Below are 23,039 nucleotides of genomic sequence, written 5' to 3'. Positions count from 1 at the left end.
CCACCGCCCAGAACCTCAGAAAGCTCGCAAAGCTCCTCCCTCCACCCCAAAACGCCCGCCTGGCATGACAGGCGCACGGCACGCCCTATCGACAGGCTACATCACAGCCGCCGAAGAACAGGCTTTTTCAACGGAATAGGCCCATTGCGGCCATTCGGCTGGTTCGCAGAGCATGTCCGCTTTTCGCCCAGTATAACCGGGTCAGCCAACGGCCTACACCAGACTTTGGCGCGTAGCATGAATGAGTTCCGATACGCGCCGAGACTGAATAGGATGCTCTTAGGACCTTTCGCAACCGCAGCATAGGCCCGCAAAATAACGGCGGGCCTATGAGGCTCGAATGAACGCACCTTTTTAGCGCGAACACCAAACCAGACATTCGCCAGCACCTCGGTCCCATAGGACAACCAACACGTTGGTGCTGGCGAAGCGACATTCCTTCAAAGCATAGACGAAATGTCGGAGGCTCCGGTCGGGTAGGCGAACATTGTGTTCTTGAGCTGATCCGCCGTCAGGCCGTGTCGCACCGCGAGGGTGAAGACATTGATGACCTCGTCAGCATGAGGACCAAGGAGGTGCGCGCCCAGAATGCGCTCGCTGCCCTCCTCGATCAGAACCTTGTGGCCGGAAACGGATTCCGCCTGCTGGCGCGTCGAGAACCAGCTGGGTGTCCGGTCGCACTGCATGCGGAATTTCAGGCCTTGGTCCCGTGCCTCGGCCTCGCCCAGCCCGACACGAGCAATCGGTGGCAGAGTGAAAGCGACCGAGGGGACACCCTTGTAGTTCGGCGTGCTGTGGTTGCCTTCCAGCACATTTGCCGCGACTACCTTGCCGTCATGGTTGGACACAGGCGTCAGCGGCGGCCCCATCCGGGCGGTGTCGCCGGCGGAATAGACGGCCGGGTTCGACGTGCTTTGCAGGTATTCGTTCAGCGCCAGCTTGCCGTCACGCAGCTCTACACCCGCCGCCTCGAGATCGAGCGCCGCGAGATCGGGCTTGCGGCCAGCGGCATGCACGACGAGATCAGCTTCGAAGGTGTTCGAGCCATTCTTGCCCGCCGCAGTGACGCGGAAAGCATCCCCGGTCTTTTCGACGCGTTCGACCTCGGTGCCGGTATGTAGGGTGACGCCGATCTCTTCGTATTTTTCCATCAGCCATTTAACCAGGTCCGGATCGAACCCTGCCAGCATCCGGTCGCCATGCTGAAGGATCGTCACCTCCGCCCCGGCCCGCGCGGCGATGTGAGAGAATTCTGCAGCGATGTAGCCTCCGCCGACCAGCACGATCCGGCGTGGCAGGCTCTCCATTTTAAGGAAGCCCTCATTGTCGATCAGGTGCTCCTCACCGGGAATGCCCAGCTTTATCGCCTCTGCACCGGTCGCCAGCACGATATGCTTGGCCTCCAACCTCTCACCATCAACCTCCACCGCGTTCGGGCCTACGAACCGAGCCCGTCCATGGAAGGTCGCGATACCACTGTCGGAAAAGCTCTTCTCCTTCTTCTCCGGGACGGGATCGGTGAAGCCGCGCTTGAAGTCCAGCAGGTCGCGCCAGTCGATCCGCACGTCACCCTCGACCCCCTTCCCGTGCATCCGGCGGGCATGGTCGGCGGCGGAAGTGCCTCCGATCAGCATCTTCTTAGGATCGCAGCCCCGCAGCGCGCAGGTTCCGCCATAGGGGCGAAAATCGGTCACGGCCACGCTCTTTCCGGCCGCGCTCACGCGCTTGGCCACAGTGGTCGCGGCGGTGCCGCTGCCGATGACGATGACGTCGAAGGTCTTGCTCATGTTTGATCTCCTGCTTCAGTTTCGTTTCGAGGTGCCACGTGTTTCGAGGGCGAAATTGACCTCTCGATACGATCGGCATGGGTTCCCTTCAGAGCGTTCACCCCGAGCCTCTCGTGAAGGTCGAGATTGATGGCGCTGTTGATCAGCGCCAGATGCGTGAAGGCTTGGGGGAAGTTGCCCAGGAAAGCGTGGGTGGCCGGGTCGATCTCCTCGGCATAGAGACCAATATCATTCGCCTGACCGAGCAGTCGCTCGAACAGGTCGCGCGCCTCGTCCGCCCGCCCGGTGCAAAGCAGAGCGTCGACCAGCCAGAAGGAGCAGATCAGGAAGGCTCCCTCCTCGCCCTTCAAGCCATCGTCGGTATGCTCGAGACTGTAACGCATGACGTAATCGCCATCGCGCAGGGCGTGCTCGACGCCGCGGACGGTGTCGTCGAGATCCTTTTCGGAGAGAGGCAGGTCCAGCATGGGCAGAAGCAGTAAAGCGGCGTCCATGCCGCCATCGGAGAAGGTCTGAAGGAAACCGCCTCTGTCGCCGTCGTGGGCATGAGCATTCAGCGTATCGGAAAGCTTGTCGCGTTCCCGGCACCATTCCGGACGTTCTCCCAGCAGGCGGATGGCGCGATCCAAGGCAACCCAGGCCATCGCCTTTCCATGGACGAATTGGCGCGGTTCTCCACGTATCTCCCAAATGCCTTGGTCCGGCTCTTTCCAGACCTGGGCAACATGATCGGCGATGCCTTCCAACAGGTCGCGCAGCGTGCTGTCTATGGGGCCCCCGAGGGCGCAATATGCCAAGGCCCAGTCCGCGATCTCGCCGTAAATATCGAGCTGCGTCTGGCCGGTTGCGGCATTGCCGACCCGCACGGGTTTCGAGCCGGCATAACCGGAGAGGTGGGTAAGACAGCGCTCTTTGGTTAGGCTGTTCTCCGCGATACCATAAAGGATGCGCAGATCGGGCAGGGTCTGGACGCAGCAGCTGCCGATGAATTCACAGTATCTGCCCGCCTCGGTCTTATAGCCCAGTCCGCCAAGAGCCTGGAGAACGAAGGCCGAGTCGCGCAGCCAACTGTATCGGTAGTCCCAGTTCCGCTCGCCGCCGAGGTCTTCCGGCAAGGATGTCGTCGGCGCGGCGACAATGGCGCCGGTAGGCGCGTAAGTCAGAGCCTTGAGCGCAAGCGCGCTTCGCGCCACGGTAGCATGGTAACGTCCATTGTAATGCGAGGCGGCGGACCATGTGCTCCAGAACTCCATGGTTTCCCGTAGCAGCGTCTCGGCCTGTGCGTCTGGCTCTTCCACATCGGCAGTGGCCGGCGCCAGGATGAAGGCACGCCGTTCTCCTGCCGCAAGCGAGAGGATCGAGCTTTCCCGCTCCGTGCTTGCGGCGTCCTGCCGGAACAACTGCATGTCCGGAGGATCACCGGCTTCGGGGTCGAAGACACAGGTGCCGGGCTCGAAGTTTAGCTCGAAATCGCAAGGGCCGGCACCAGCCTCCACCACACGCACCAGCCATCCCGGAGCCTCGAGATCGACGAAGGGCTGATCGGTGCCGGCTGCACTGCGGACCGGCAGGAAGTCTGTGAGCGTCACGCTTCCGTTCGGAATTTCGAAGGTCGTGCAAAGGATATTGGTGCCGTCCAAATAGGCGCGTTTGCTTTCGAATGGCCCGGAAGGAGCAACTCTGAAACGAGCTCCCCGCGCTGCATCCAGCAGCGCCCAGCAGGCCGGTTTCGCGTCGAACCGGGCCGGGCAGAACCAGTCCACTGCTCCGTCCCGGCCGACAAGAGCGGCGCCATGACAATCGCCCAAGAGCGCGTAATCCCGCAGAGGCAGATATCCGTTCTCGCGGGCCGTCATCATCCACCCTCGCGAAAGGAGGGGTAGAGCATCATGCCGCCGTCCACGAAAAGCGTCGTCCCGACCAGGTAGTCGGAGGCGTCCGAGGCAAGCCAGAGCGCGGCTTCGGCCACATCCGCCGGAGTGCCGATCCGGCCGTAGGGTATGAGCTTGAGAAGCTTCTCTCGGGCTTGCTCGTCCTCCCAAGCCTCCTCGTTGATCGCCGTTTTTATCGCGCCGGGGGCGATGGCGTTGACGCGGATCTTCTCGCAGGCGAGTTCCTGCGCCATGGTCTCCATCAGGAGCTTGATGCCGCCCTTGGCCGTGGCGTAATTCGCGTGGCCCGCCCAGGGTATGGCCTGATGCACCGAACTGGTGAAGATGATCCTCCCGAGCGCCGGGGAGCGATCAGGGTTAAGGCCCTGATTGCGAAACCGCCGCACCGCCGCCTGTGCGCACAGGAACTGGCCGGTCAGGTTGACGTCGAGGACCTCGCGCCAGTCCTCGAGACTCAGCTCGGTGAAGGCGGCGTCGCGCTGGATGCCGGCATTCGACACCAGAATGTCGACCCCGCCGAATTTCTCATCCGCCGCCTCGAACAGCTGCGTGCAGCCGTCAGGGGTCGAGACGTCGGCCTCCACGGCCGTGGCCATACCGCCATCCTCGCGGATGTCCTCGACGATGCGCTCGGCGGCCTCCCCGCCCGAGTGGTAGTTGACGATCACAGAGGCGCCGGCCGCCGCATAGGCGCGCGCGATGCCCTCGCCGATCCCGGAACTCGCGCCCGTGACGATCGCGCGCGCATCTTCGAGCCGTAGATTCTCCATGGCGGTTCTCCTTCAGTTGTTCCGGCGGGCCGTGCGAGGTTCGATAAGCCGGTAGACGGCCTCCGCCGTCCCGGCGAGCGCGAGACCGTAGACAAGGTGGCCGAGCAGTCCACGGATATGGGTGGCAGCCGGGTAAGTCCTGTTGGGTGCGCTGAAACCCAGCGCCGGGGTCACGATCTCATCGAGGAGGAGGGACATGCTCGCTCCCGCCGCGACACCCGCTCCCAGCGAATTCATCCCGGCTGCTCGGCGCATGACGCAATTTACCTGCCCCCAACCCACGCCCGAGGCGTAGTGAAGTGCCATGCCCGCTACTCGAGTAGAATCTTCGTCGAGTTCGAAACCGAGAAGCTCGGTAGTTTTCTCGGCGGCGACCCGAAGCGGAGGCCCTGGCCGGACGCAATTTTCTTGTCGTTGGATGTGCTCGGGCGTGACTTTCCAAAGGGCCGTTTGCCCGCGCTCTGTAACTTTGGTCGCCACGAAATCGGCGAGCAAACCCACGCCGATGTCCACCACAAGATCTGATGTCTTCATGGCAACCTCCTTGAAAGATAACTAAAGCTTACTGTCTGTAGAAAACTACAGATTAGTGTCTTGAGTTCCAAAGGGGATCGTTTGCGCAGTCTCGGGACCACGGAGCCGTGAAGAAATGGTCCGGACCGGCTTTCGGTCCGGACCGGGAAAGTGGGCCTCAGCCCGCGCAGCAGCTCAGCATGGCTACGTCCTTGTCAAAGGTGTGCGCCGCGAGTTTCAGCCCCTCGACGGTCGTCAGATAGGGAAAGATCGTCTCGCCCAACGCCTTCGTCGTCATGTCAGCCTTCAGCGCCATCACCAGCGTCTGGATGGTATCGGACCCTTCCGGGGCGATGATCTGTCCGCCGAGGAGCCGGTCCGTTCGCCGGTCGGCCACGAGCTTGATGAGACCGCGTGTATCGCGCGCTGCCTGGGCGCGGGGCACTTGGTCGAGAGGCAGCACCGAGGTTTTCACGTCGTGCCCCGCATCGCGCGCCTGCTACTCGCTCAGCCCCACGCCCGCGACTTGAGGATCGGTGAAGACCACCCAGGGCATCGTGCTGTTATCGTAACGCTCATCGGGATTCGCCACGGCGTTGCGGGACGCGATCTTGGCGCCGTAGGCCGCCATGTAAACAAACTGTTCACGATCGGTCACGTCGCCGGCGGCATAGATGCCAGAGCGCGAGGTCTGCATGTCCTGCCCGACCACGATCCCGCCGCGGCTGTCGGCCTGCACGCCCGCCTCTTCCAGTCCCAGCCCCTGGGTATTTGCCTGCCGGCCGGTGGTGAGGACGATTCTGTCGGCGGTGATGTCCTTCGAAGCCCCTTCTTGCGTGACGCGCAAGGTGACACCCCTGTCCGGCGCGCTGACACCGTCGTATTGCAGGCCTATCTCGACCGCGATGCCTTCGGCCTCGAAGGCCTCAGTCACGGCTGCGGACACCTCGGGTTCCGCGCCGGGGAGCAGGCGCGAGCGCGCCACCATCGTCACCTTTACCCCCATGCGAGCCATCATCTGCGCCAATTCCGCGCCGATATAGCCGGCACCTACGAAGATCAGGCTCTTTGGAAGCGTCTCAAGCTCCAGAAGCGATTTGCTATCGAGGGTCGCGACGTCATTGATGCCCCGGATCGCCGGGACGATCGTGCGGCTGCCGGTGGCAATCAGGATTTTGGATGCCGTGATCTTGCGGACCCCGACCTGAACACCGCCCTCGACCAGCTTCGCGGGTCCTTCCTCAATGTAGTCGACCCCCTCATACGTCGGCAGGAGATCCGCGTATTTCTTCTGGCGCAACGTCGCGACCAGATCGTCTTTCCCGGCAATGAGCCGGGACCAGTCATCGATCTGCGCGGCGCCCGACAGCCCGGGAAAACGCGCGGCGGCGCTGGCACCGTGAAGCGCCTCGGCCGGGCGGATCATGGCCTTCGACGGCACGCAACCGAAATTGACGCAGGTCCCTCCGATCGTCCCGTGGCCTACTAGCGCGACGCGTTTTCCCGCCACGGCGGCAGTGATCGACGCCGAGAAGCCTGCGGAGTCGGCTCCGACGACGATGAGGTCGTAGCCGCTGTTTTTGTCAGAACAGCAATCTTTCATGATTCAGGTCACTTCCGCAGTTGGTTCGGTCTTCGGCTTGGCGAAGACCAGATAAAGGATCGCGCCAATCGCCAGCAGAGGAGTGGCCATCGACAGAAGGCCGATGAAGATACCGTCGGGGGAACAGCAGGCAGTCATCATCATGTTTAGAACTCCTGGGAATTCCGACTGAGGAAAAAAGTGCAGATGGCGGTCAACGCAGCGGCGAGAAGCGCAAGAAGCAGGGCCCCGCGAAACTCCAAGGCGATGATCAGTGTCGAGAGCAGCACCGCGATAAGGGTGGCCCAGACCTTGGGAGAGGGGCCCGGCCGCCCGGCGCGCAACCACAAGGCCTGAGCGACCACCGCGAGGCTGACGAACAGCATCGGGAAGAGCGCGTAGTCCAGCCAGCCCTGCGTTGCGGCCGCGTCGATATCTGCGCAAACCTTCGATCTTCTTGATCCCCGGCACGGACGGCGAGCATGGCTGGTTCTGGCGCAATCGCGATAGCTCGGATGTCACAGTGACGGTCCAGGTTCGCGGCGAATACGCTAAGTTCAGGGACGCGAGCTGAACCACTGCTGCCGCTCGTGCATCAGGTGGCGAACGGCAGCTCTCCGCCCTACCGATAAAGGCGGTACGGGCTTCGCATCGTCCCGGACTACGACTGCTTTGGGCTGAGACTGACGTGCTGCGCCAGCGAAGGGCCGCCCCCAAGGCAATGACGGCTGAGGGCTGGCTGCGCCAACGAAGGGCAGCCCCAAGGGCAATGACCGCTGAGGGCTCCTTCCGGGAGTTCGCCGCGTCGGCTCCAGCATGTTCTAGGCTGTTGAGCCAACGTCGGGTTGGCGCTGTGGCAGGGCGTGGTGGATCGGAGGAACCATCATGCAGACACCAAACTTACCTGCCATTCGCGCTCTCCGCCCCGCCTGGAACAAAGGCCGTATCGTCGGTCAGAAACGCCCACTCATGCCCAAACATGTCTGGGCGATCCGAGTACGCCTGGAGATTGCCGAGAACCATCGCGATCTGGCTTTGTTCAATCTTGCCATCGACAGCAAGTTGCGCGGATGTGATCTAATCAAGCTGAAGGTCGCTGATGTCTACGCGGCCGGTCGGGTCAAGGAGCGCGCATCAATCATTCAGAGCAAGACACAGAAACCTGTCCGTTTCGAGATCACCGAGGGCACCCGAAAATCGCTGCTGCGCTGGATGGACGAGCCGTTGATGATCGGATCGGAATTTCTTTGGCCGGGCCGGTTCCATGAGCGGTTACACATTTCAACGCGCCAATATGCGCGGCGGGTTCGCGAATGGGTCAAATCAATCGGACTCGAGCCAAGCTCATACGGAACACATTTGATGCGCCGAACCAAGGTCGCTCAGATTTTTCGGAAGACTGGCAATCTGCGCGCCGTTCAGCTCTTGCTTGGCTATACCAAGATGGACAGAACCCTCCGATATCTCGGCGTCGAACTTGAAGACGCACTGGCGATCGCGGAGGCGGTTGCAATTTGAAGATTTGGGCCGTCTTCCCGGACGGCCCTTCGCAGACATTGCAGAGCATCAATTACCGCGGCGCGGCTTCAGCGAAGCTGACAGTCGCTTCGCTGAAGTTCCTCGACCACTTAGTCGGCGTCAGGCTGGCGGGATGGACGTGCGTGTTTCATCGAGAGGGCCTCGACATGATCCTGCAAACGGCGTCTACCAACCACCGGACATCTTCATCCCCGAGGCGCGCGACATTGATCCGGCCGCCTTGCACGACGTGGATGCCATGAGCCCGGGTCAGCGCTGTTTCCTGCGCGAGACTTAGCGGCAAGAGCGAGAACATCCCAACCTGCCGTCCGAGATAAGCCAGCTGGTCGGTGCCAAACATATCTTGCTCTGTCACCACGATCCGCTCGCGCATCCGCGCCACGCGTTGGCGCATCTGGTTGAGGTCGCGCAGCCAGAGAGCTTTCATGTCCGCATCCTGCAGGATTGTCCGCACCACCGCCGGACCATGGTCCGGCGCGTGCGACGCCCCTGAGCGGACGATGGCCGTGACGGCTCGGGTGATACGCGCTTGGTCGCTGGTGCGGGTCTTGATGAACAGCGCCCCCGCGCGGTCGCGGTAGATGCCGAAGGACTTTGACAGTGTGATGCAGACGATGCATTCGGGAAAGCGCTCCGCGATGCGGCGTGCCGTCGAGCAATCAGCATGGAAACCTTGCGCAAACCCGAGGTAGGCCAGGTCGATCCAAGGCACGATCCCAAGGGCTTCAAGCGTATTGAGAAGCGCTGTGAACTGGTCTTCGCTCATGTCCGCGCCCGTCGGGTTGTGACAGACGCCCTGCATCAGGAAGGCATCGCCGGGACGGGCGGCCTTCAGACCGTCCAGCATTTGGTCAAATGTCAGTTCGCTGCGCAGCGGATCATAGTAGGGCAGCGCCTGATGGCGCGCGCCGGCGGCCGTCAGGATCGGAACGTAATTGCCGTAGGTCGGGGCTTGCAGCCATACGGTTGGCGGCTCCGGCAGCTGCGCCAGAAGATCGGCCATGACGCGCAGCGCGACCGCGCCGCCCGATGTCTGTGCGGCCACCCAGCCCGCGTTGTAGGCGTCCCCAATAATTTCACGCCCCAACAGGCTGCAATACTCCGCATCTTCGGTCAGGGCGAGGTAGGCCTTGCTGGTCTGCGTTTTGATCAGCTGCTGTTCGGCCAGCTTCACGGCCTCCAGAACCGGTGTGCGCCCGAGTTCATCCTGATAGATTCCGACGGTCAGGTTCAGCTTTTCCCGGCGCGGGTCCTGCGCGAACAAGTCGGCGCCCATCATGATCGGATCGATGGGATAGTCTTCGACTTTCTCGAACATCACTCGGCCCTTCCCAACTCGACAGCCCGGTCCCGGCAGGCGGTCATCGCGCCAGCGAGCCGCTCGGCCACCTGCGGCTTGAGCGCAGGGACCACGGTGTCCGCTTCGGCGCTTCCCGCTGTCACATCGCCCGTGGTGCGCACATCGAAAGTCGCCTGCAAATGCGCCCGCTGATCCGCGCCGGGATCGATGACGGTGATCTGCGCCGGGGCCATGCCTTGGGCGATCAGCCCGCCGAGGATGGCGGAGGCCATGTTGCCGCCGCCGATGAATGCGATGGTCTCCATGGCTCAGAACCGGGTGATGACGGTGGCGCCGACTGACTGGAACCTGTCCATTTCCATCAGGGCCTGCGGGGCCTCCGCAAGGCTGATCTGCTGCCCAACCAGCCGCGCCGGATCGAGCCGCCCGCTCGACACCATGTCCAGCATTGCGCCGTAGCGATGCGCCTGCATCCCGTGCGAACCGAGAAGTTCGATCTCCTGCCCGACGATCTTCGGCATCGGGATCGCGGGGGCTGCGTGCTCGCCCAGCATCAGCCCCACCTGCACGTGCTTGCCGCGCGGCCGCAGGCACATGATCGAGTTCGTCATGGTCACGGGGTGCCCCAGCGCGTCGAGCGAGACATGCGCGCCGCCCTTTGTGGTCTCCCGGATGGCGGCGGGCACGTCGGCGTCCTTGCCGTCGATGACCGCCACGGCGCCAAGCTCCTTCGCCAAGGCCAGCTTGGCCGGGTCGAGATCCACGCCGATCACATTCGCCCCTGCCGCCGCCGCAATCATCACCGCCGAGAGACCCACGCCGCCACAGCCATGCACCGCCACCCACTGGCCTGCGCTGATCTTGCCATGGTCAATCACCGCCCGGAACGAGGTGGCAAAGCGGCAGCCGAGGCTGGCGGCGGTCGCGAAGTCCATCGTCTCAGGCAGCGCGACGAGGTTCAGGTCCGCCTGGTGGATCGGCACGTATTCCGCAAAGGAGCCCCAGTGGGTAAAGCCCGGCTGTTCCTGGTCCAGACAGACCTGCTGGTTACCAGAGTGACATTCCGAACAGCTGCCACAGCCGCAGATGAAGGGCACGGTGACCTTGTCGCCGACCTTCCAGTTCTTGACTTCCTTGCCGACGGCCTCGACCACGCCAGCCAGCTCGTGCCCCGGCACGTGCGGCAACTCGAGGTCGCTGTCATGCCCCATCCAGCCGTGCCAGTCGCTGCGGCAGACGCCGGTCGCCGTGACCTTCAGCACCACGCCGTGCGGCTCAGGCGTCGGATCGTCTACGGTCGTGAGCTTAGGGGCTTCTTGGAATTTCTCGAAAAGGACGGCTTTCATGGCAGGGACTTTCAGCTTGGGGTGATTTCGAGGGCAGATTACCGCCCGGCACGTGAAATACCTTTGCCATTCTTCTTCGCTATAGCGATATTTGGGGCAGCATCTCCTATGCGTAGCCCGCATCGAGAAGGAGTCCGCCCTATGCCCTAGATCGACGGCGTCAACGCCGAGCTTCTGATCCTGCTGCAAGACGACGGCCGAATTACCAATGCCAAGCTCGCCGAACACATCGGGATGAGCGAACCCCCCTTCTGACGGAGGCTGAAACGTCTCGAGGAAAGCGGCATCATTGAAGGCTACCAAGCCAATCTGAATCGCCGAAAGCTGGGCCTGGGCGTCATGGCCTTCGTCCAGCTGCGCTGCTCCGAGCACGACCAAGCAGCCACCGCCGAGTTCCAGCGTATCGTGCAAACGACGCCGAACATCCTTGCCTGCCACAACACCACTGGAGCGGACGATTTCCTGCTGATCGTGGTGGCGAAGGATCTCGACGACTACAGCGCCTTCGTCGACAGCACGCTACGACGGCTGCCTGGGGTGACCAGCATCCGCTACAACCTGTCGCTGAAGGAAATGAGGGCGTCGAGCAAATTGCCGGTAACGTCAGCTTTCAGTAGTTGGGGAGCCTGCTATTCAGTCGAATACCGGAGAGCCTGTTTGGCGTCCTTGGGGCTTTCGGCCCATATCCGTCACTCAGAATTGCCCAAACGAAAGACAGCTTTGCAGATTCAAGAGCTGAACATTCAGGATCGCCTCATCAGATTTGAACTTCTCAGTTCCCACGGTCCGCCCGAACTCCAGCCAGCCCGCGGCGTGCAAAATCAAGTCCGCGCCGCCGGTCAACGACGCGCCCAGGGCACTGGCACCTTCGTATCCAGCCTGGGCGTCATTGATCTTGGAGGAGGTGATCAGACCATCCCCGCGACACGGGACCCCGAGACGCCGCACCAGCTGACAGCCGGCCAGCTGAGCGAGGCCCGCTTCCGGTGTTCCGAAGACAGGCCCCATGAATTGCATCGAAACGGGGTGGCAAAGATCCCGCCCACAACCGGGGTGCCGGGCCGGTAAATTTGGGCCAAAGCCAACCCTACCATGATTTCTGCCAGCCCCTGTGCCAGGGCGCCTGCAACAGTGACAGGTGCCGTAGCCCCCATCATCATGTAGGAGGCGACCAGGCTGGCCTGGCCCATTTCCGAGGAGGCCCGCAGACAGCGCAACGGATTGGGCTGAAAGACCAGCGGAGGGGTCGGGTTGATCAGGTGAAGCAGCCGGCAGTCTGCCTGCGCATCAGTGACACCAGCCGCAGCGGCAACCTCGCGCAGCGCCTCCTCGGACAGGACGGTGCCCATCATCGGCTTGTCCGACAGCTCCAGATGCGCGCGCGCCAGTTCCTTGTAGGGCACCAGCTCTGCACCGGCATGGGCAATGCACAGCTGAAAGCCGGTGCTGTCGATGACCGGTGAGGCATCGCACAGGCGTACAAGCTCGCGGTAATCTTCCAGTGAGCCCATGCGCATGCTTCCATCCGCGCGCCGCACGTTGGGCGGCCCGTAGAAGGGGACAAGCACGGGGGGCGCTCCCCCCCCGACCGTGACCGAGGTGGCCTCAGTCTTTCCCTGCCAGACGAAGGAGGCAGGCGCCTGCCGGATCAGGTCGCGCAGCACACCGGCATCCGCACGCACCCGTTCACCTTCGATCCGGGCGCCGGCCGAGGCCATGGCCTCCAGGCTGCCGGGATCTCCCTGAACCTGTACACCGGTTTCGCTGAGGATCTGCGCCGCCTGTTCCTCGATGGCAACGAGTGCGTGCTCTTCAAGCAACGCGTAAGGGAATTGCATTCGTGACCTCGTGGGAGATTTCCTGAACAAGCGCCCGGACGGCATCGTTCCTGGTATTGGGACGGGTGCGGACGACATAGGCAATTGCGGGCGGTTTGGGGAAGATGCCCTCGACTACGTCCAGATCGGACGACAGGTGCAATCCGTTCATCAGTGCAACGCCCAGACCGGAGCTCACCGAAGACAGGATGCCTGCCGCGCTGGGGCACTCGAGCACTGCTTCAAACCGGTGCCCGGCCTGCGCGCCTTCGGCATTGGCCCAGTGTTTGTAAAAGCAATTGCTGTCAAAGGCGAGGAAGGGAACCGGCGCGGACGGGTCCAGCCGCAGGTCGTGGGACTTGATCCAGTGCAATTGATCTTCGTACAGGATCAGGTCATCCGGCCTAACATCGCGCCGGAAAATCTGCATGACGGCGATGTCGATCTCGCCCCCGGCCAGCCAGTCGTTCAGCGTCAGGCTTTGGCTGATCCGTGTCCGCACACGGGTTTCCGGATGCAGCCGGGTAAAGCGCCCCAGGATGCGGGCCACATCCCCACCGGTCGTGTCTTCGGTCATGCCCAGCCGGATCGTTCCCGCCAGGGGTTTCTTGCCCAGGGCGGCAAGCGCCTCGTCATGCAGATCCATCATGCGCCGCGCATAGCCCAGCAACCGTTCCCCTGCTTCGGTGAAGAGCGGCCCGCCTGCACGACGCGCGAGCAGGTCGCAATCCAGCGCCCTTTCCAGCCGCTTGATCTTGTGGCTAACCGCAGGCTGCGACAGTGCAAGATGCTCGGCCGCCCGGGTGACGCCGCCATGGGTTGCGATCGCCAGAAGCGCACGCAGACCATCTATATCCAGTCTCTCAGCCATGCCTCTGCGCCATTCCGATTTTTGATTGATTCATGACAGTCATTCATTTGCGTCATTTAGCACAGCGAAACTACAGTCAGGAAAAGTCAGAAAACGGTTTGAAACATGACACCAGATGCAAACAAATCCTTGGAATGGGGCGGCGCGCTTCTCTCCATCGCCTATTCCCTGCTCATAGCCTCCAACACAGGCTATGAGGCCCTGTCGTTCGTGTTCTTCCTCTTGGCAGCCTTGCTGCTATTCACCCTTGCCATTCGCAAACGCATGTGGGGCTGGACGACAATGCAAGGCTTCTACATCGCCACTGGCGCGTACGGCATCTTCGCATGGTGCCTTTGAAAAAGGTCTTGGCCATCCGTTTAGCTTGCACAATTCGAGAGCTGTATCCGGTTTGACGTGATTGTTGGACGCTGCTTCTTAGCGCGGCGAATGTGCGGAATCCCCCGCTCGTGCCTTTGGGTGTCCTTGGCCGCCACCGGCCCTGAGCCGACATTTATATGTTCTTCGGCGAACGTCCGGATCGAGCACAAATAGACGCCGGCGTTGCAAGTTGGTTCGCACACGCAGCGTGGCGTTTGACCCTCTTTGGATCATCCATATCCATACAACTCGGCATTCCCATGCGCATTTCTCTCATCCTCGAATTCAAGCCTTGAGCGAGAAATGCCGAAGTCGTCCTTCAATCGGCGCTTGATTTCGGCTTTCACGGCCTCGATGCCCTCCCAGCTCAAACCGCTTAGAACTACATGACAGTCGAGAGCGACCTCATGCTCCTGCATCTGCCACAGATGCACGTGATGGACATCTCTGACGCCCTCGGTTTCCCGCATCGCCTGAACCACAGCGTCACTGTCAATCTCCGGGGGGCTGCCAAGCATCAGCGTCCAGATCGGATCACCGATCTCGGTCAACGCCAGGTAGAGGATATATAGCGCGATGCCGATGGTGATGGCGGGATCAACCCAACGAAGATCGTAAAGGAGGATCAGCGTGCCGCCGATGATGACGGCCACCGAGGCGAGCGCATCCGAAAGATTGTGTAGGAACAGCGCGCGGATGTTCACGCTGCCTTTCTGCATCGAGTCGGAAAGACCCGCCGTCAGGGCGTCGATGATCAATGCAATTCCGCCGAGGATGACGACCGTCCAGCCGCGCACCTCGGGTGGATCGATCATCCGCATGCCGCCTTCATAGATCAGGTAGAAACCAACGAGAATGAGAGTTGTGTAGTTGATGTGGGCGGCCACGATCTCGGTCCGCCCATAGCCGAAGGTCATCGTCGAATCCGCTGGCCGTCGCGCGATCTTCCGGGCGACGAAGGTGATGACGAGCGAGGCCATATCCGAGAAGTTGTGCAGCGCATCCGCGATCAGCGCGAGACTGCCAGCGAAGATGCCGCGGACGATCTGCGCCACGGTGAGCAGGGCATTGGCCCATATCGCTATGGAAACACTCCGGTCCCCGGATTCGGGATCGAGATGCGCATGGCCATGGTTATGCGGCATGTTTATGCTCCTTCGGCAAACCTTTTTTCGTGGCCCCTGTTCCAGGCCCAGCTGGGACATCACCACTCATTACGCCGCACCGAAAGTGAAACGTGGAGCCATAGATGCGCGCACTATTTGCGCAGATATTTCACCAGAGCCACGATCGCGAGGATCACCAGCACCAGGATCAGGAGACCCCAGATCCCCATGCCGACCATCATTCCACCGCCCGTCATGCCGCCATCCATCATCTGCATCCCTTTGTTGTGGCCGCGTCAATAGGTGCGCGGACCTTCGATCTTTTTAGCCCCTGGCATGGACGATGGCTTCGTCCATTGGCACCGAGGTCCAGAGTAAGGGGCGGAGCACCACGATGATGCTCCGCCCGTTTCGTCAACAACAACGGGAGCGGCCTTCCGGCTGCGAAATCTTTTGCACGAGCTCTGCCGTTTCCGCCCCTTGCGCCTCACGCGCAACGTCGGCCTGTGCAACCATGCCGCAGCATTTGCCTGTCTCATCGGTGACGACGGCCCGCCGCACTTGGTGCTCTTCCATCTTGCTGCAGCAAGACGAAACCTCTTCTGTCGCCGACGTGGTCAGCACATCCGTGGACATGATCTCCGAAACGGCGGTCTCGCCAGACTTGCCCTCGGCTACCGCCCCGCAGCAGATGTCGCGGTCTGTTACGACCCCAACCGGTTCGCCAGAATCGTCGACCACGGGCAAAGCACCGATGGACTGTTCGGCCATAAGCCGTGCAGCTTCCTGAATGGTGGCGTTCTCCCCGCAGCAGGTGGGGTTGCTTGCCATGATGTCTTGAACTTGCATTGTATCGCTCCTCTTTTGAGTGCGGGGGTAAAACGACTCCCGTCTTAATGACGTTCCAATTCCTCCCCCCCTTCGGCGACAAGCCGCGGAGAGGAGGTTGCCTTGGATGTTTTTCGGCCCTGCACGGTAGACAGGCCCACCGTCTGATCCTAAATCCCCTTCATGCGCCATCTGGTCCGCCTTGCCATGCTCTGCCTCTCGCTCGCCCTTCTGGGCGGGGTAACGTTGCATGATGTGTCCGGTGCCCGGATGTCGATCGACATGGCGGCGTCAAGTGTCGAACAGCAAGATGATCTCTGCTCAGCCTGCGTTCAGGAGGACGGGGCGGAGATTGCCTGTGATTTCGACTGCACAGCGCCGCTTTTGTCCACGCCATCCTCGATGGCGGAACTGCCAATCGCCGTGATCGCGATCAGCCTCGTTTGGCCCGCTGACTCCGCGGTGCGAACGCGCAATCTGGATTTCGATCCCGCCCCACCGCGAACCACCATCCTAAGCTAACCGGCCGCGCCGCCCAGGTGACGGCCTGGTTTCGCCATGCCTGCCGGATGCCGGCAGGCTGACGTTGAACCGATCGTTCACTCTTAGGATTTCAGCCATGTCCAACTATACCGCACGCGCGTTGTCGCGTCGGCGCGTCCTGCTCTCTGGGAGCGCCGCGATGGGCGCAGCACTCTTCACCCCGGCGATCGCGAGATCAGCCTCTCAGCCCGCCTTTCCCCAAGGTCCATCCGTCCTGGCGTTCGACGGCCCCACTATCCTCGCTGCTTCCTCGGAGGGGCTGTTCCGTCAGCTAGGCGCCGAATGGGATCAACTCGACACGCCGGGGAATCCAACCGCTGTCGCCACCCACCCGGATCGCCCCGGCACAATCTTTGCCGGTTGGCAAAACGGCACCCTGCTTCGCAGCCATGATGAGGGCCGAAACTGGGTTTCGGTAGATGCGGGCCTGCCGGGTGCGCCGATCCTGTCCCTCACTCTCGGCGCGCAAACTCCCGGCACCCTTTATTCTTCCATAAGGGGCGACGGGATCTGGCGCAGCGAGGATGACGGCGAGACATGGGAGTTCGTCATGGACCGCCCCTATCTGGACGGAGCCGAGCATGACGTGCTCAGCCTCGTATCGGTCGCCAACGAGACCGGGATGGGTGGGATCTGGCTCTACGCCGGAACGCCAGCCGGTCTGACGCGCGTGCCGGACTGCTTCTGCCGTTGGCAGGACGTCGTTGCGGGCGATGCGATGGATGCCCTCGTAACTGGCGAGGCGCCCCTCGAGGCCGCAAAACTGCCCTCGGGCGAGCCGATCGAGATCCTCGCCCTCGCGCCTCACACGCCAGAGCGCATTTACGCGGCCCTGCCTTCAGGGCTGTGGCTGTCGACGGATGCCGGCGTGAACTGGGCGCAGGTCACTCCCGATCCCGTCACTGCGCTGGCCGTCGATCCTACCGATCCGCTCCACGTAGTCACCGTCGAACCCTCCCGGCTGCGGATGTCCCGTGACGGCGGCACCACTTGGGCCCCTTTCAATCAAACCAAGGACAATTGACATGAATCGCAAACTCTTCACCGGCGCTGCCGCGGCCGTTGCCGCCGCCGCAGCCATCGGCGCCGCGACCCTCTCTACCGCGGAAACAGAAAATCTCTCCGAGGCACCGGTCGAAACCTCCGTTCCAGCCGACAAGCAGATGACCATATGGCGCGATCCCTCCTGCGGCTGCTGCGACGCCTACGCCGACTACATGGAAGAGCACGGCTATCACGTGACCCGGATCGACGACCCTGACTTCGACAAGCGCTCGATCGAGGCAGGTGTGCCCGAGCAGGGCCTTGGCTGCCATCTGGCCGAGGTGGACGGCTACTACGTCAGCGGCCTTGTTCCGGCCGAAATCGTGAAGCGTCTGACGACCGAGCGGCCCGAGATTACCGGCATCACTCTGCCCGGCATGCCCGCGAACGCACCGGGCATGGCCGGAAAGAGCGGCACGCTCAAGACCTACGGTTTTTCAGGCGACGAGATCACGGTGTTTTCTAATGAGTGAGAGCATGGAGAATATGATGTCCATGGTGAATGGCCCGATGATGGGTGGAATGATGCTCGCAGGCGGGCTGTTCCTACTGCTCGTGCTCACCGTGCTCGTCTTGAGCCTGGTCGCATTGGTCAAGTTCCTCAGGAGCCCGCGATGAATCGGGGGCTTTCACTGGGGATCGTCTCAGGTCTGGCCGGTGCCGTTGCTCTCGCTGCCACAGCGCAGGGTTTGCTGGAAGGGGGCGCAAAGGCGCCCGAGGAGTCGACAGAGATCGCGGGACTCTCCGTTCTCGGCGAGCCGGTCACCCAGGGCACGGTCGAGCAAGGTAGCAAAATCTACGTGGAGAGTTGTGCCGCCTGTCACGGTGCGAAGCTCGAGGGTCAGCCGGACTGGCGCCGGCGGGCGGAGGATGGGCGCATGCCCGCGCCGCCGCACGATGAAAGCGGCCACACCTGGCACCACGCCGACCGGGACTTGTTCACGATCATCAAGCACGGTGTCGGTGCGGTAGTGCCTGGATACGAGAGCGACATGCCCGCTTTCGAAGGGGTTCTGAGCGACGACGAAATCAAGGCCGTGCTGGCCTATATCAAGACCAGCTGGTCCGAACGTGCCCGCAGCTATCAAGCTGAGATTTCCGCCAAGTCGGGAGATCAGCCATGAGGGCCGAGGACCATTCGGTTCCCCGGTCGAGCCGTCGGATCTGGACGCTTCTGCCAGCGGGGATATTCGCAGCACTCGCCGGTGCGTTCTACTGGGGGCTCATGAACCCGAAAGACGATCTGCCATCGGCCCTGACCGGAAAGGCGGTGCCGGAGTTCGATTTGCCGCCAATCGAAGGCCGCGCGGCGGGCCTGTCCACTGCGGACCTGCAAGGCGAGGTGTCGATTGTCAACGTCTGGGCCTCCTGGTGCGTGCCCTGCCGGATCGAGATGCCGCTTCTGGTCGGGCTGGCCGGGCGGGATACGGTCCCGATCCACGGCATCAACTACAAGGATAGGCCGGAGGCCGCGCTCCGCTTTCTTGAAGAGACGGGCGATCCCTACACCCGCATCGGCGCTGACCGCTCCGGGCGCGCTTCGCTCGACTGGGGGGTCTACGGGCTTCCTGAGACCTTCGTCATCGATGCGCGCGGCCGCATCGCCTACAAGCATGTCGGTCCGTTCGACCGTCGTGCCCTCGAGGAAGAAATCCTGCCTGTCGTGCGCCAACTGCAAGCGGAGGACAGGACATGAGCGCGCAGTCGAAAAACGCGCTTAGGGCAATCAGCCTGCGGCGGCTTCCTGGCATGAGCAGGCGCGGATGGATGCTGATTGCGCTGGCCATCATTGGCACCGGCATGGCCCTGAGCTGGGGATGGCTTACCGCCATCGGCGCAGCCCCTTTGTTACTGAGCTTGGCCCCATGCGCCGCTATGTGCGCGCTTGGGCTTTGCATGCGCGGGGGGCCCTCCGCCTGCGCAAACAAGAACGCTCCGGTAGCCAAACCGGACGTCCCGACCGACTGAAACCCATTTTGAAAGGATACGACATGAAAACCATCACGAAACTTGGCGGCGCCGTGGCCCTGTCCCTGCTTGCATCCGCGCCCCTGGCACAGGCGCAAGACACCTCCCAGGCGGACGCAGGGGAGACGACGAAGCAAGAAGGCCACATGGGTGGTGGAATGGCGGGGATGCCCGGCATGGAAGGCATGGAAGGCATGATGCCCATGATGATGAAGCACATGCAGGCCTGCATGGAGATGATGGAAACGATGAACACCCACATGAAAGAACATCACGATCAAGCCGATCAAGGCTGATCGAAGACCCGCCCGAGCCATCGCCCGGGCGGGTTCATCGGAAAGACAGACAGATGCCTACATCCACACACAATCGCTTTCACAAGCGCCTTCGCGTCGTTCTCTGGAGCGCCGTCGCCATCCTTACGCTCGCGACGGTGGGCGTGTTCGTTCTTCGCGATCACGATACCCACACCGTTGTCTACAGCGGCGAGGCGGATATCCGCTCCGACTTCGATCTCGTCGATCACACCGGGCGGCTGGTGACCGAGGAAGACTATGCAGACCGCTGGCAGCTCGTGTTCTTCGGGTTTACCAACTGCCCTGACGTTTGCCCGACGACCCTGGCCTACATGGCCACCGTGCTCGACCTGCTGGACGAGAATGCAGACCATGTCGCGCCGCTCTTCATCACCGTTGACCCCGAACGGGACACGCCCGAGGTCCTGGCGGACTATGTCGCAAACTTTCACCCCAGGCTGGTGGGGCTGACAGGAACTCCGAATCAGGCTACGGCGGTCGCGCAGAGCTTCAAGGTCTATCACGCTCATAAGGCGGACGCTGAGGCACCGGACGGATACACCATGGCCCACGCCGGGCACATCTACCTGATGCGCCCCGATGGCCGGTTCGAAGCCGTCTTCCTCGAAGGGGATCAGCCACCCGAGGACCTTGCTGAGGAAATCGAATTGCGATTGGAGAAGGAGGGACGCATCTGATGCGACAGGCAATTCTCATCTCCGTGACAACCGCCTTGCTCGGCTCGGCGGTCTCGGCAGATCACCCCGGGGAGCGGCTGAACGAGGTCACAACCAAAAAGGAGCCGGGCTTCGAGGCCATCTCCCAGACCGGACCCGATCTCGGCCTCATAACCGTTGAGGGGAAAACTCTCGGTCTGGAGGACTTCGCCGGGCGTATCCTCGTGGTCAATTTCCGTCCGGACTCCTGCACAGAAACCTGCCACGTGCAGCACCGACTATTGGTGGAAACCGTGACTTCGCTCAATGCCAGCCCAATGCGGGAGATGGTCAGCTTCGTGACCGTGGCCGAGAGTGCGGCGGACATCGACACACCCGCTGCCGCGAACTGGTCGGTGGTGCGTTCGCAGGGCAGCTTCGACAACATCAAGGCGCAGCTCTCCGCTGCCTCCGAACGTCCGGACGACACTCCAATGATCCACCTCTTCGACAGGCGGGGGCGCCATGTCGGCATCTTCCACGGGGCCAAATTCAAGCCGCTCAACCTTCTCATGCATATCAACGGGCTGACCAACGCGCATCCCCATCGGGAACCCGAAAGCATTCTCGACAAGGCTATGGGGTGGTTCGAATGACGGTGGTGACCCCTGCGCGCACCGCGGCAACCCCGGACTGGCTGGACGTTCTGCGGCGCTATTTTTTATTCTCTCTCATCGGTCATCTGCTGTGGGAGGTCGCCCATATCCCGCTCTACACGATCTGGACCGAGGGCAGTTCCGGCGAGATCATTTTCGCCATTGTCCACTGCACGGGGGGCGATCTGATGATCGCCTTCAGCACTCTGCTTCTGGCGCTGTTCCTTTTTGGGCGCGCGGAGTGGCCAGAGCAGCGGTCAGTCCCGGTGCTTCTGGCGGCCGTGGTGATGGGCGTGGGCTACACCATCTTCAGCGAATGGCTGAACATCGTCGTGCGGGAAGCCTGGGCCTATCGCGATATCATGCCCGTGATCCCGATTATTGATGCCGGTCTGACTCCGTTCCTGCAATGGCTTGTGGTGCCGGCGGCGGCCTATCTCGGTGCCACTTCCGGGCACATGAAGCGGAGATAATAGATGCCTTACATCCAGACCCTCGGCCTTCTCGCCGCGTTCTTGGCCGGCACAGTGTCGTTCCTCTCGCCCTGCGTCCTGCCACTGGTGCCCGGCTATGTCTCCTACATCGCCGGCCGCACGGGGCCGGGCAAGTCGCCGAGCCGAGCCACGATGATCTGGCTGAGCATCTGCTTCGTGCTGGGATTCTCGACGATCTTCATCGCGCTCGGCGCCTCCGCCACTGCGCTCGGTCAGGCCCTGCTGCATTGGCGTTTCGAGCTTAACATCCTCGGCGGGGTAATCGTCGCGCTATTCGGTCTCTTTATGCTGGGCGCGGCCCGTATCCGCGCGCTCGAGCGCGACCTGCGCTTTGAACTCGACATCCCCGGCGGACAGCCGATGGCGTCCTATGTTCTGGGTCTCGCCTTCGGCTTTGGCTGGACCCCCTGCATCGGCCCGATCCTCGGCGCAATCCTCACCGCCAGCGCCATGCAGGCCTCCATGGGAGAAGGCGTGACGCTTCTGGCGGTCTACTCCGTCGGGCTGGGCGTGCCCTTCATCCTGGTCGCGGCTTTCATTCAACAAGCGGGCACGAGGCTGCGTAAAGTCCGCAACATGGGGCGCGGCCTGCACAAGATCGCCGGCGCGGTCATGGTGCTGATGGGGCTCGCGATGATGACCGGACAGCTAAGCGTCTTATCCTACTGGTTGCTTGAGACGTTTCCGATCCTGGGAACGATTGGATAGGCCATGGACTACGGTGGCATCGTGCGACATCTGCACCGGGAAACGGCATGCGCATTCAATCTCGAGGCAAACCACAGTTTGACGCCGCACGATTGCAACGAAGGCATTGTTCGATTGTCTATATCTGGACTTCCAGCGCGCACCCGCCCAGCCCCGTTTCGACTTGAGCGGGCGTGACCTGCCCCCCGCTGGTCCCTCGCTCATGACGAGAGTCTGCGGGTTTGATTTTGGTAGTAGTCGGTTTCGGGCTTGGGGGCGGCTACAAGCGAGGTAAGGAAGACGATCCAGGCAACCAGCACCGAGACGGCAGATTCGCTAATACAAACCAAGCACCTTTCTGAAGTCTTTCGCAGCCGCAGCGCAGTTCGAGCGCTCGCGGCAAACTGAAGGTCCGCTTAGCGGACTTTAGCTCGAACTGCGGCGAACGTCGGCTCACCGCCCATCAGGTCGAGAGCCCGGTGCAACGCTACCCCCTTGACGAAGGTCCGCAACGGGCTGGTTCCGGTCACACTCCGCGCAGGGTGCGATGGCTAAGTATCGGCCCTCGAGACACCTGAACTTCATCATTTAGCTGGTTCTGCCTCCCAAGCCCCTTCGCTGATGGCTGCAAATATCAGCTGCAGGATCAGGCTGCGTACTCTCTCCTGAGCAAAGGTTGCAGGGCGGTCTGCTAACTCACAGATGTAAAGCGTCCGGCGGAGTTCCGGATCTATCAAGGGTCGGGAATGCAGTTCGCCAGCTAGCAGCTGTTCGCGCATGAACAGAGATGTCCCGATCGTGCAGCCCAGGCCAGCACTGAGAGAGCCCGCGATAGCATTTACCGAATTGAGATTCAGGCGCGCACGTGACTCCAGTTTCTTCAGGAGGTTCAGGTCATCCATCAAGGCGCGGGCCGATAGCCCCTGACGCAGCAGGATGATCGGAAGCTCCAGGAGTTCCTCAAAGGATATGGGCGCATCCGTG

At 62.1% G+C, this 23,039-nt stretch carries 30 protein-coding genes and 2 pseudogenes; 15 read left to right on the top strand and 17 right to left on the bottom strand.

The features are described 5' to 3' along the window. Window positions 1-440: 440 nt before the first annotated feature. The 7 genes and pseudogenes from ACOHWE_RS19560 to ACOHWE_RS19530 all read right to left on the bottom strand — a co-directional run bounded on the left by ACOHWE_RS19560 (window position 441) and on the right by ACOHWE_RS19530 (window position 6,930). Window positions 441-1,787: a dihydrolipoyl dehydrogenase family protein gene (locus ACOHWE_RS19560; protein WP_420668420.1), complete on the bottom strand. Its 1,347-nt coding sequence runs from the start codon at window positions 1,785-1,787 to the stop codon at window positions 441-443. Next, entirely contained in the window at window positions 1,784-3,643 is a 1,860-nt protein-coding gene (locus ACOHWE_RS19555) for a glycoside hydrolase family 15 protein (RefSeq protein ID WP_420668419.1), read from the bottom strand. The genes ACOHWE_RS19560 and ACOHWE_RS19555 overlap by 4 nt, the downstream gene beginning before the upstream one ends. Beyond that, window positions 3,643-4,449 carry a glucose 1-dehydrogenase gene (locus ACOHWE_RS19550; RefSeq protein ID WP_420668417.1) on the bottom strand — a complete coding sequence of 269 codons (807 nt, stop codon included), beginning with the start codon at window positions 4,447-4,449 and terminating at the stop codon, window positions 3,643-3,645. The genes ACOHWE_RS19555 and ACOHWE_RS19550 overlap by 1 nt, the downstream gene beginning before the upstream one ends. 12 nt (window positions 4,450-4,461) lie before the next feature. Next, complete coding sequence (locus ACOHWE_RS19545) at window positions 4,462-4,983, bottom strand: DUF1440 domain-containing protein (protein ID WP_420668416.1); 522 nt, start codon at window positions 4,981-4,983, stop codon at window positions 4,462-4,464. 157 nt (window positions 4,984-5,140) lie between these two features. Further along, a pseudogene (gene merA, locus ACOHWE_RS19540) lies at window positions 5,141-6,565 on the bottom strand (mercury(II) reductase). A 3-nt stretch (window positions 6,566-6,568) separates the two neighbouring features. After that, the gene (locus ACOHWE_RS19535) at window positions 6,569-6,709 is read right to left on the bottom strand and encodes a hypothetical protein (RefSeq protein WP_420668415.1); all 141 of its coding nucleotides are present in this window, start codon (window positions 6,707-6,709) and stop codon (window positions 6,569-6,571) included. 2 nt (window positions 6,710-6,711) lie between these two features. Further along, entirely contained in the window at window positions 6,712-6,930 is a 219-nt protein-coding gene (locus ACOHWE_RS19530; RefSeq protein ID WP_420668413.1) for a hypothetical protein, read from the bottom strand. A gap of 499 nt (window positions 6,931-7,429) precedes the next feature. Between ACOHWE_RS19530 and ACOHWE_RS19525 the strand changes: the two genes are divergently transcribed. Next, window positions 7,430-8,062: a tyrosine-type recombinase/integrase gene (locus ACOHWE_RS19525; RefSeq protein ID WP_420668411.1), complete on the top strand. Its 633-nt coding sequence runs from the start codon at window positions 7,430-7,432 to the stop codon at window positions 8,060-8,062. Window positions 8,063-8,210: 148 nt separating this feature from the next. Here ACOHWE_RS19525 and ACOHWE_RS19520 read toward each other — a convergent pair whose 3' ends face one another. The 3 genes from ACOHWE_RS19520 to ACOHWE_RS19510 are packed head-to-tail and all read right to left on the bottom strand — an operon-like array spanning window position 8,211 to window position 10,729. Beyond that, on the bottom strand, window positions 8,211-9,401 hold the full coding sequence (locus ACOHWE_RS19520; protein WP_420668410.1) for an aromatic amino acid transaminase: 1,191 nt from the start codon (window positions 9,399-9,401) through the stop codon (window positions 8,211-8,213). Beyond that, entirely contained in the window at window positions 9,401-9,688 is a 288-nt protein-coding gene (locus ACOHWE_RS19515) for an NAD(P)-binding domain-containing protein (protein WP_420668409.1), read from the bottom strand. Before ACOHWE_RS19515 ends, ACOHWE_RS19520 begins: the two co-directional genes overlap by 1 nt. 3 nt (window positions 9,689-9,691) lie before the next feature. Next, a complete protein-coding gene (locus ACOHWE_RS19510; protein ID WP_420668408.1) occupies window positions 9,692-10,729 on the bottom strand; it encodes a zinc-dependent alcohol dehydrogenase family protein in 1,038 nt (345 codons plus the stop codon). Window positions 10,730-10,879: 150 nt separating this feature from the next. Here ACOHWE_RS19510 and ACOHWE_RS19505 point away from each other — a divergent pair, with 150 nt between their 5' ends. Beyond that, a complete protein-coding gene (locus tag ACOHWE_RS19505; RefSeq protein WP_420668422.1) occupies window positions 10,880-10,984 on the top strand; it encodes an AsnC family transcriptional regulator in 105 nt (34 codons plus the stop codon). A gap of 84 nt (window positions 10,985-11,068) precedes the next feature. Continuing rightward, window positions 11,069-11,290 (top strand): annotated as a pseudogene (locus ACOHWE_RS19500) (Lrp/AsnC ligand binding domain-containing protein); the annotation flags it as partial. 132 nt (window positions 11,291-11,422) lie between these two features. Here the strand turns inward: ACOHWE_RS19500 and ACOHWE_RS19495 are convergent. Genes ACOHWE_RS19495 through ACOHWE_RS19485 form a run of 3 tightly spaced genes read right to left on the bottom strand, consistent with a single transcriptional unit; the run spans window position 11,423 to window position 13,417 of the window. After that, on the bottom strand, window positions 11,423-11,737 hold the full coding sequence (locus ACOHWE_RS19495; protein ID WP_420668421.1) for a trimethylamine methyltransferase family protein: 315 nt from the start codon (window positions 11,735-11,737) through the stop codon (window positions 11,423-11,425). After that, complete coding sequence (locus ACOHWE_RS19490) at window positions 11,638-12,567, bottom strand: trimethylamine methyltransferase family protein (RefSeq protein WP_420668407.1); 930 nt, start codon at window positions 12,565-12,567, stop codon at window positions 11,638-11,640. Before ACOHWE_RS19490 ends, ACOHWE_RS19495 begins: the two co-directional genes overlap by 100 nt. Continuing rightward, window positions 12,542-13,417, bottom strand: coding sequence for a LysR family transcriptional regulator (locus ACOHWE_RS19485; protein WP_420668406.1), 876 nt, complete (start codon window positions 13,415-13,417; stop codon window positions 12,542-12,544). Before ACOHWE_RS19485 ends, ACOHWE_RS19490 begins: the two co-directional genes overlap by 26 nt. A gap of 105 nt (window positions 13,418-13,522) precedes the next feature. On the opposite strand from ACOHWE_RS19485, the gene ACOHWE_RS19480 reads away from it, so the two are divergent. Continuing rightward, window positions 13,523-13,756 carry a hypothetical protein gene (locus ACOHWE_RS19480; protein ID WP_420668405.1) on the top strand — a complete coding sequence of 78 codons (234 nt, stop codon included), beginning with the start codon at window positions 13,523-13,525 and terminating at the stop codon, window positions 13,754-13,756. A 251-nt stretch (window positions 13,757-14,007) separates the two neighbouring features. Here the strand turns inward: ACOHWE_RS19480 and ACOHWE_RS19475 are convergent, their stop codons facing one another. From ACOHWE_RS19475 to ACOHWE_RS19465, 3 genes are all read right to left on the bottom strand, one after another. Beyond that, window positions 14,008-14,922 (bottom strand): cation diffusion facilitator family transporter, encoded by a 915-nt coding sequence (locus tag ACOHWE_RS19475; protein WP_420668404.1) that lies wholly within the window; start codon window positions 14,920-14,922, stop codon window positions 14,008-14,010. A 113-nt stretch (window positions 14,923-15,035) separates the two neighbouring features. Then, the gene (locus tag ACOHWE_RS19470) at window positions 15,036-15,161 is read right to left on the bottom strand and encodes a hypothetical protein (protein ID WP_420668402.1); all 126 of its coding nucleotides are present in this window, start codon (window positions 15,159-15,161) and stop codon (window positions 15,036-15,038) included. Window positions 15,162-15,297: 136 nt separating this feature from the next. Further along, complete coding sequence (locus ACOHWE_RS19465; RefSeq protein ID WP_420668401.1) at window positions 15,298-15,732, bottom strand: CBS domain-containing protein; 435 nt, start codon at window positions 15,730-15,732, stop codon at window positions 15,298-15,300. 162 nt (window positions 15,733-15,894) lie between these two features. Between ACOHWE_RS19465 and ACOHWE_RS19460 the strand changes: the two genes are divergently transcribed. The 11 genes from ACOHWE_RS19460 to ACOHWE_RS19410 all read left to right on the top strand — a co-directional run bounded on the left by ACOHWE_RS19460 (window position 15,895) and on the right by ACOHWE_RS19410 (window position 22,076). Continuing rightward, window positions 15,895-16,233 carry a hypothetical protein gene (locus ACOHWE_RS19460; RefSeq protein WP_420668400.1) on the top strand — a complete coding sequence of 113 codons (339 nt, stop codon included), beginning with the start codon at window positions 15,895-15,897 and terminating at the stop codon, window positions 16,231-16,233. Between the two features lie 97 nt (window positions 16,234-16,330). After that, window positions 16,331-17,278 (top strand): WD40/YVTN/BNR-like repeat-containing protein, encoded by a 948-nt coding sequence (locus ACOHWE_RS19455; protein ID WP_420668399.1) that lies wholly within the window; start codon window positions 16,331-16,333, stop codon window positions 17,276-17,278. 1 nt (window position 17,279) lies between these two features. After that, on the top strand, window positions 17,280-17,771 hold the full coding sequence (locus ACOHWE_RS19450) for a DUF411 domain-containing protein (protein WP_420668398.1): 492 nt from the start codon (window positions 17,280-17,282) through the stop codon (window positions 17,769-17,771). Between the two features lie 16 nt (window positions 17,772-17,787). Next, the gene (locus ACOHWE_RS19445; RefSeq protein WP_420668397.1) at window positions 17,788-17,916 is read left to right on the top strand and encodes a hypothetical protein; all 129 of its coding nucleotides are present in this window, start codon (window positions 17,788-17,790) and stop codon (window positions 17,914-17,916) included. Next, entirely contained in the window at window positions 17,913-18,422 is a 510-nt protein-coding gene (locus ACOHWE_RS19440; protein WP_420668395.1) for a c-type cytochrome, read from the top strand. The genes ACOHWE_RS19445 and ACOHWE_RS19440 overlap by 4 nt, the downstream gene beginning before the upstream one ends. After that, the gene (locus ACOHWE_RS19435; protein ID WP_420668393.1) at window positions 18,419-18,994 is read left to right on the top strand and encodes a DsbE family thiol:disulfide interchange protein; all 576 of its coding nucleotides are present in this window, start codon (window positions 18,419-18,421) and stop codon (window positions 18,992-18,994) included. The genes ACOHWE_RS19440 and ACOHWE_RS19435 overlap by 4 nt, the downstream gene beginning before the upstream one ends. 295 nt (window positions 18,995-19,289) lie before the next feature. Then, the gene (locus ACOHWE_RS19430; RefSeq protein ID WP_420668392.1) at window positions 19,290-19,562 is read left to right on the top strand and encodes a hypothetical protein; all 273 of its coding nucleotides are present in this window, start codon (window positions 19,290-19,292) and stop codon (window positions 19,560-19,562) included. Window positions 19,563-19,615: 53 nt separating this feature from the next. Further along, window positions 19,616-20,260, top strand: a complete 645-nt coding sequence (locus ACOHWE_RS19425) for an SCO family protein (protein ID WP_420668391.1) — start codon at window positions 19,616-19,618, stop codon at window positions 20,258-20,260. Continuing rightward, window positions 20,260-20,874 (top strand): hypothetical protein, encoded by a 615-nt coding sequence (locus tag ACOHWE_RS19420; RefSeq protein ID WP_420668390.1) that lies wholly within the window; start codon window positions 20,260-20,262, stop codon window positions 20,872-20,874. Before ACOHWE_RS19425 ends, ACOHWE_RS19420 begins: the two co-directional genes overlap by 1 nt. After that, window positions 20,871-21,347 carry a hypothetical protein gene (locus tag ACOHWE_RS19415; RefSeq protein ID WP_420668389.1) on the top strand — a complete coding sequence of 159 codons (477 nt, stop codon included), beginning with the start codon at window positions 20,871-20,873 and terminating at the stop codon, window positions 21,345-21,347. Before ACOHWE_RS19420 ends, ACOHWE_RS19415 begins: the two co-directional genes overlap by 4 nt. Window positions 21,348-21,350: 3 nt before the next feature. Further along, window positions 21,351-22,076 (top strand): cytochrome c biogenesis CcdA family protein, encoded by a 726-nt coding sequence (locus ACOHWE_RS19410; RefSeq protein WP_420668388.1) that lies wholly within the window; start codon window positions 21,351-21,353, stop codon window positions 22,074-22,076. A 563-nt stretch (window positions 22,077-22,639) separates the two neighbouring features. Here ACOHWE_RS19410 and ACOHWE_RS19405 read toward each other — a convergent pair. Then, window positions 22,640-23,039, bottom strand: a 400-nt coding sequence (locus ACOHWE_RS19405; protein WP_420668387.1) for a LysR substrate-binding domain-containing protein, incomplete at its 5' end; no start/stop codon positions are given.

Origin of the sequence: Cribrihabitans neustonicus (assembly GCF_048820895.1) — a bacterium.
GTDB classification, from domain to species: Bacteria; Pseudomonadota; Alphaproteobacteria; order Rhodobacterales; family Rhodobacteraceae; genus Cribrihabitans_A; species Cribrihabitans_A neustonicus.
This window is presented reverse-complemented; position numbering and strand designations above follow the sequence as displayed.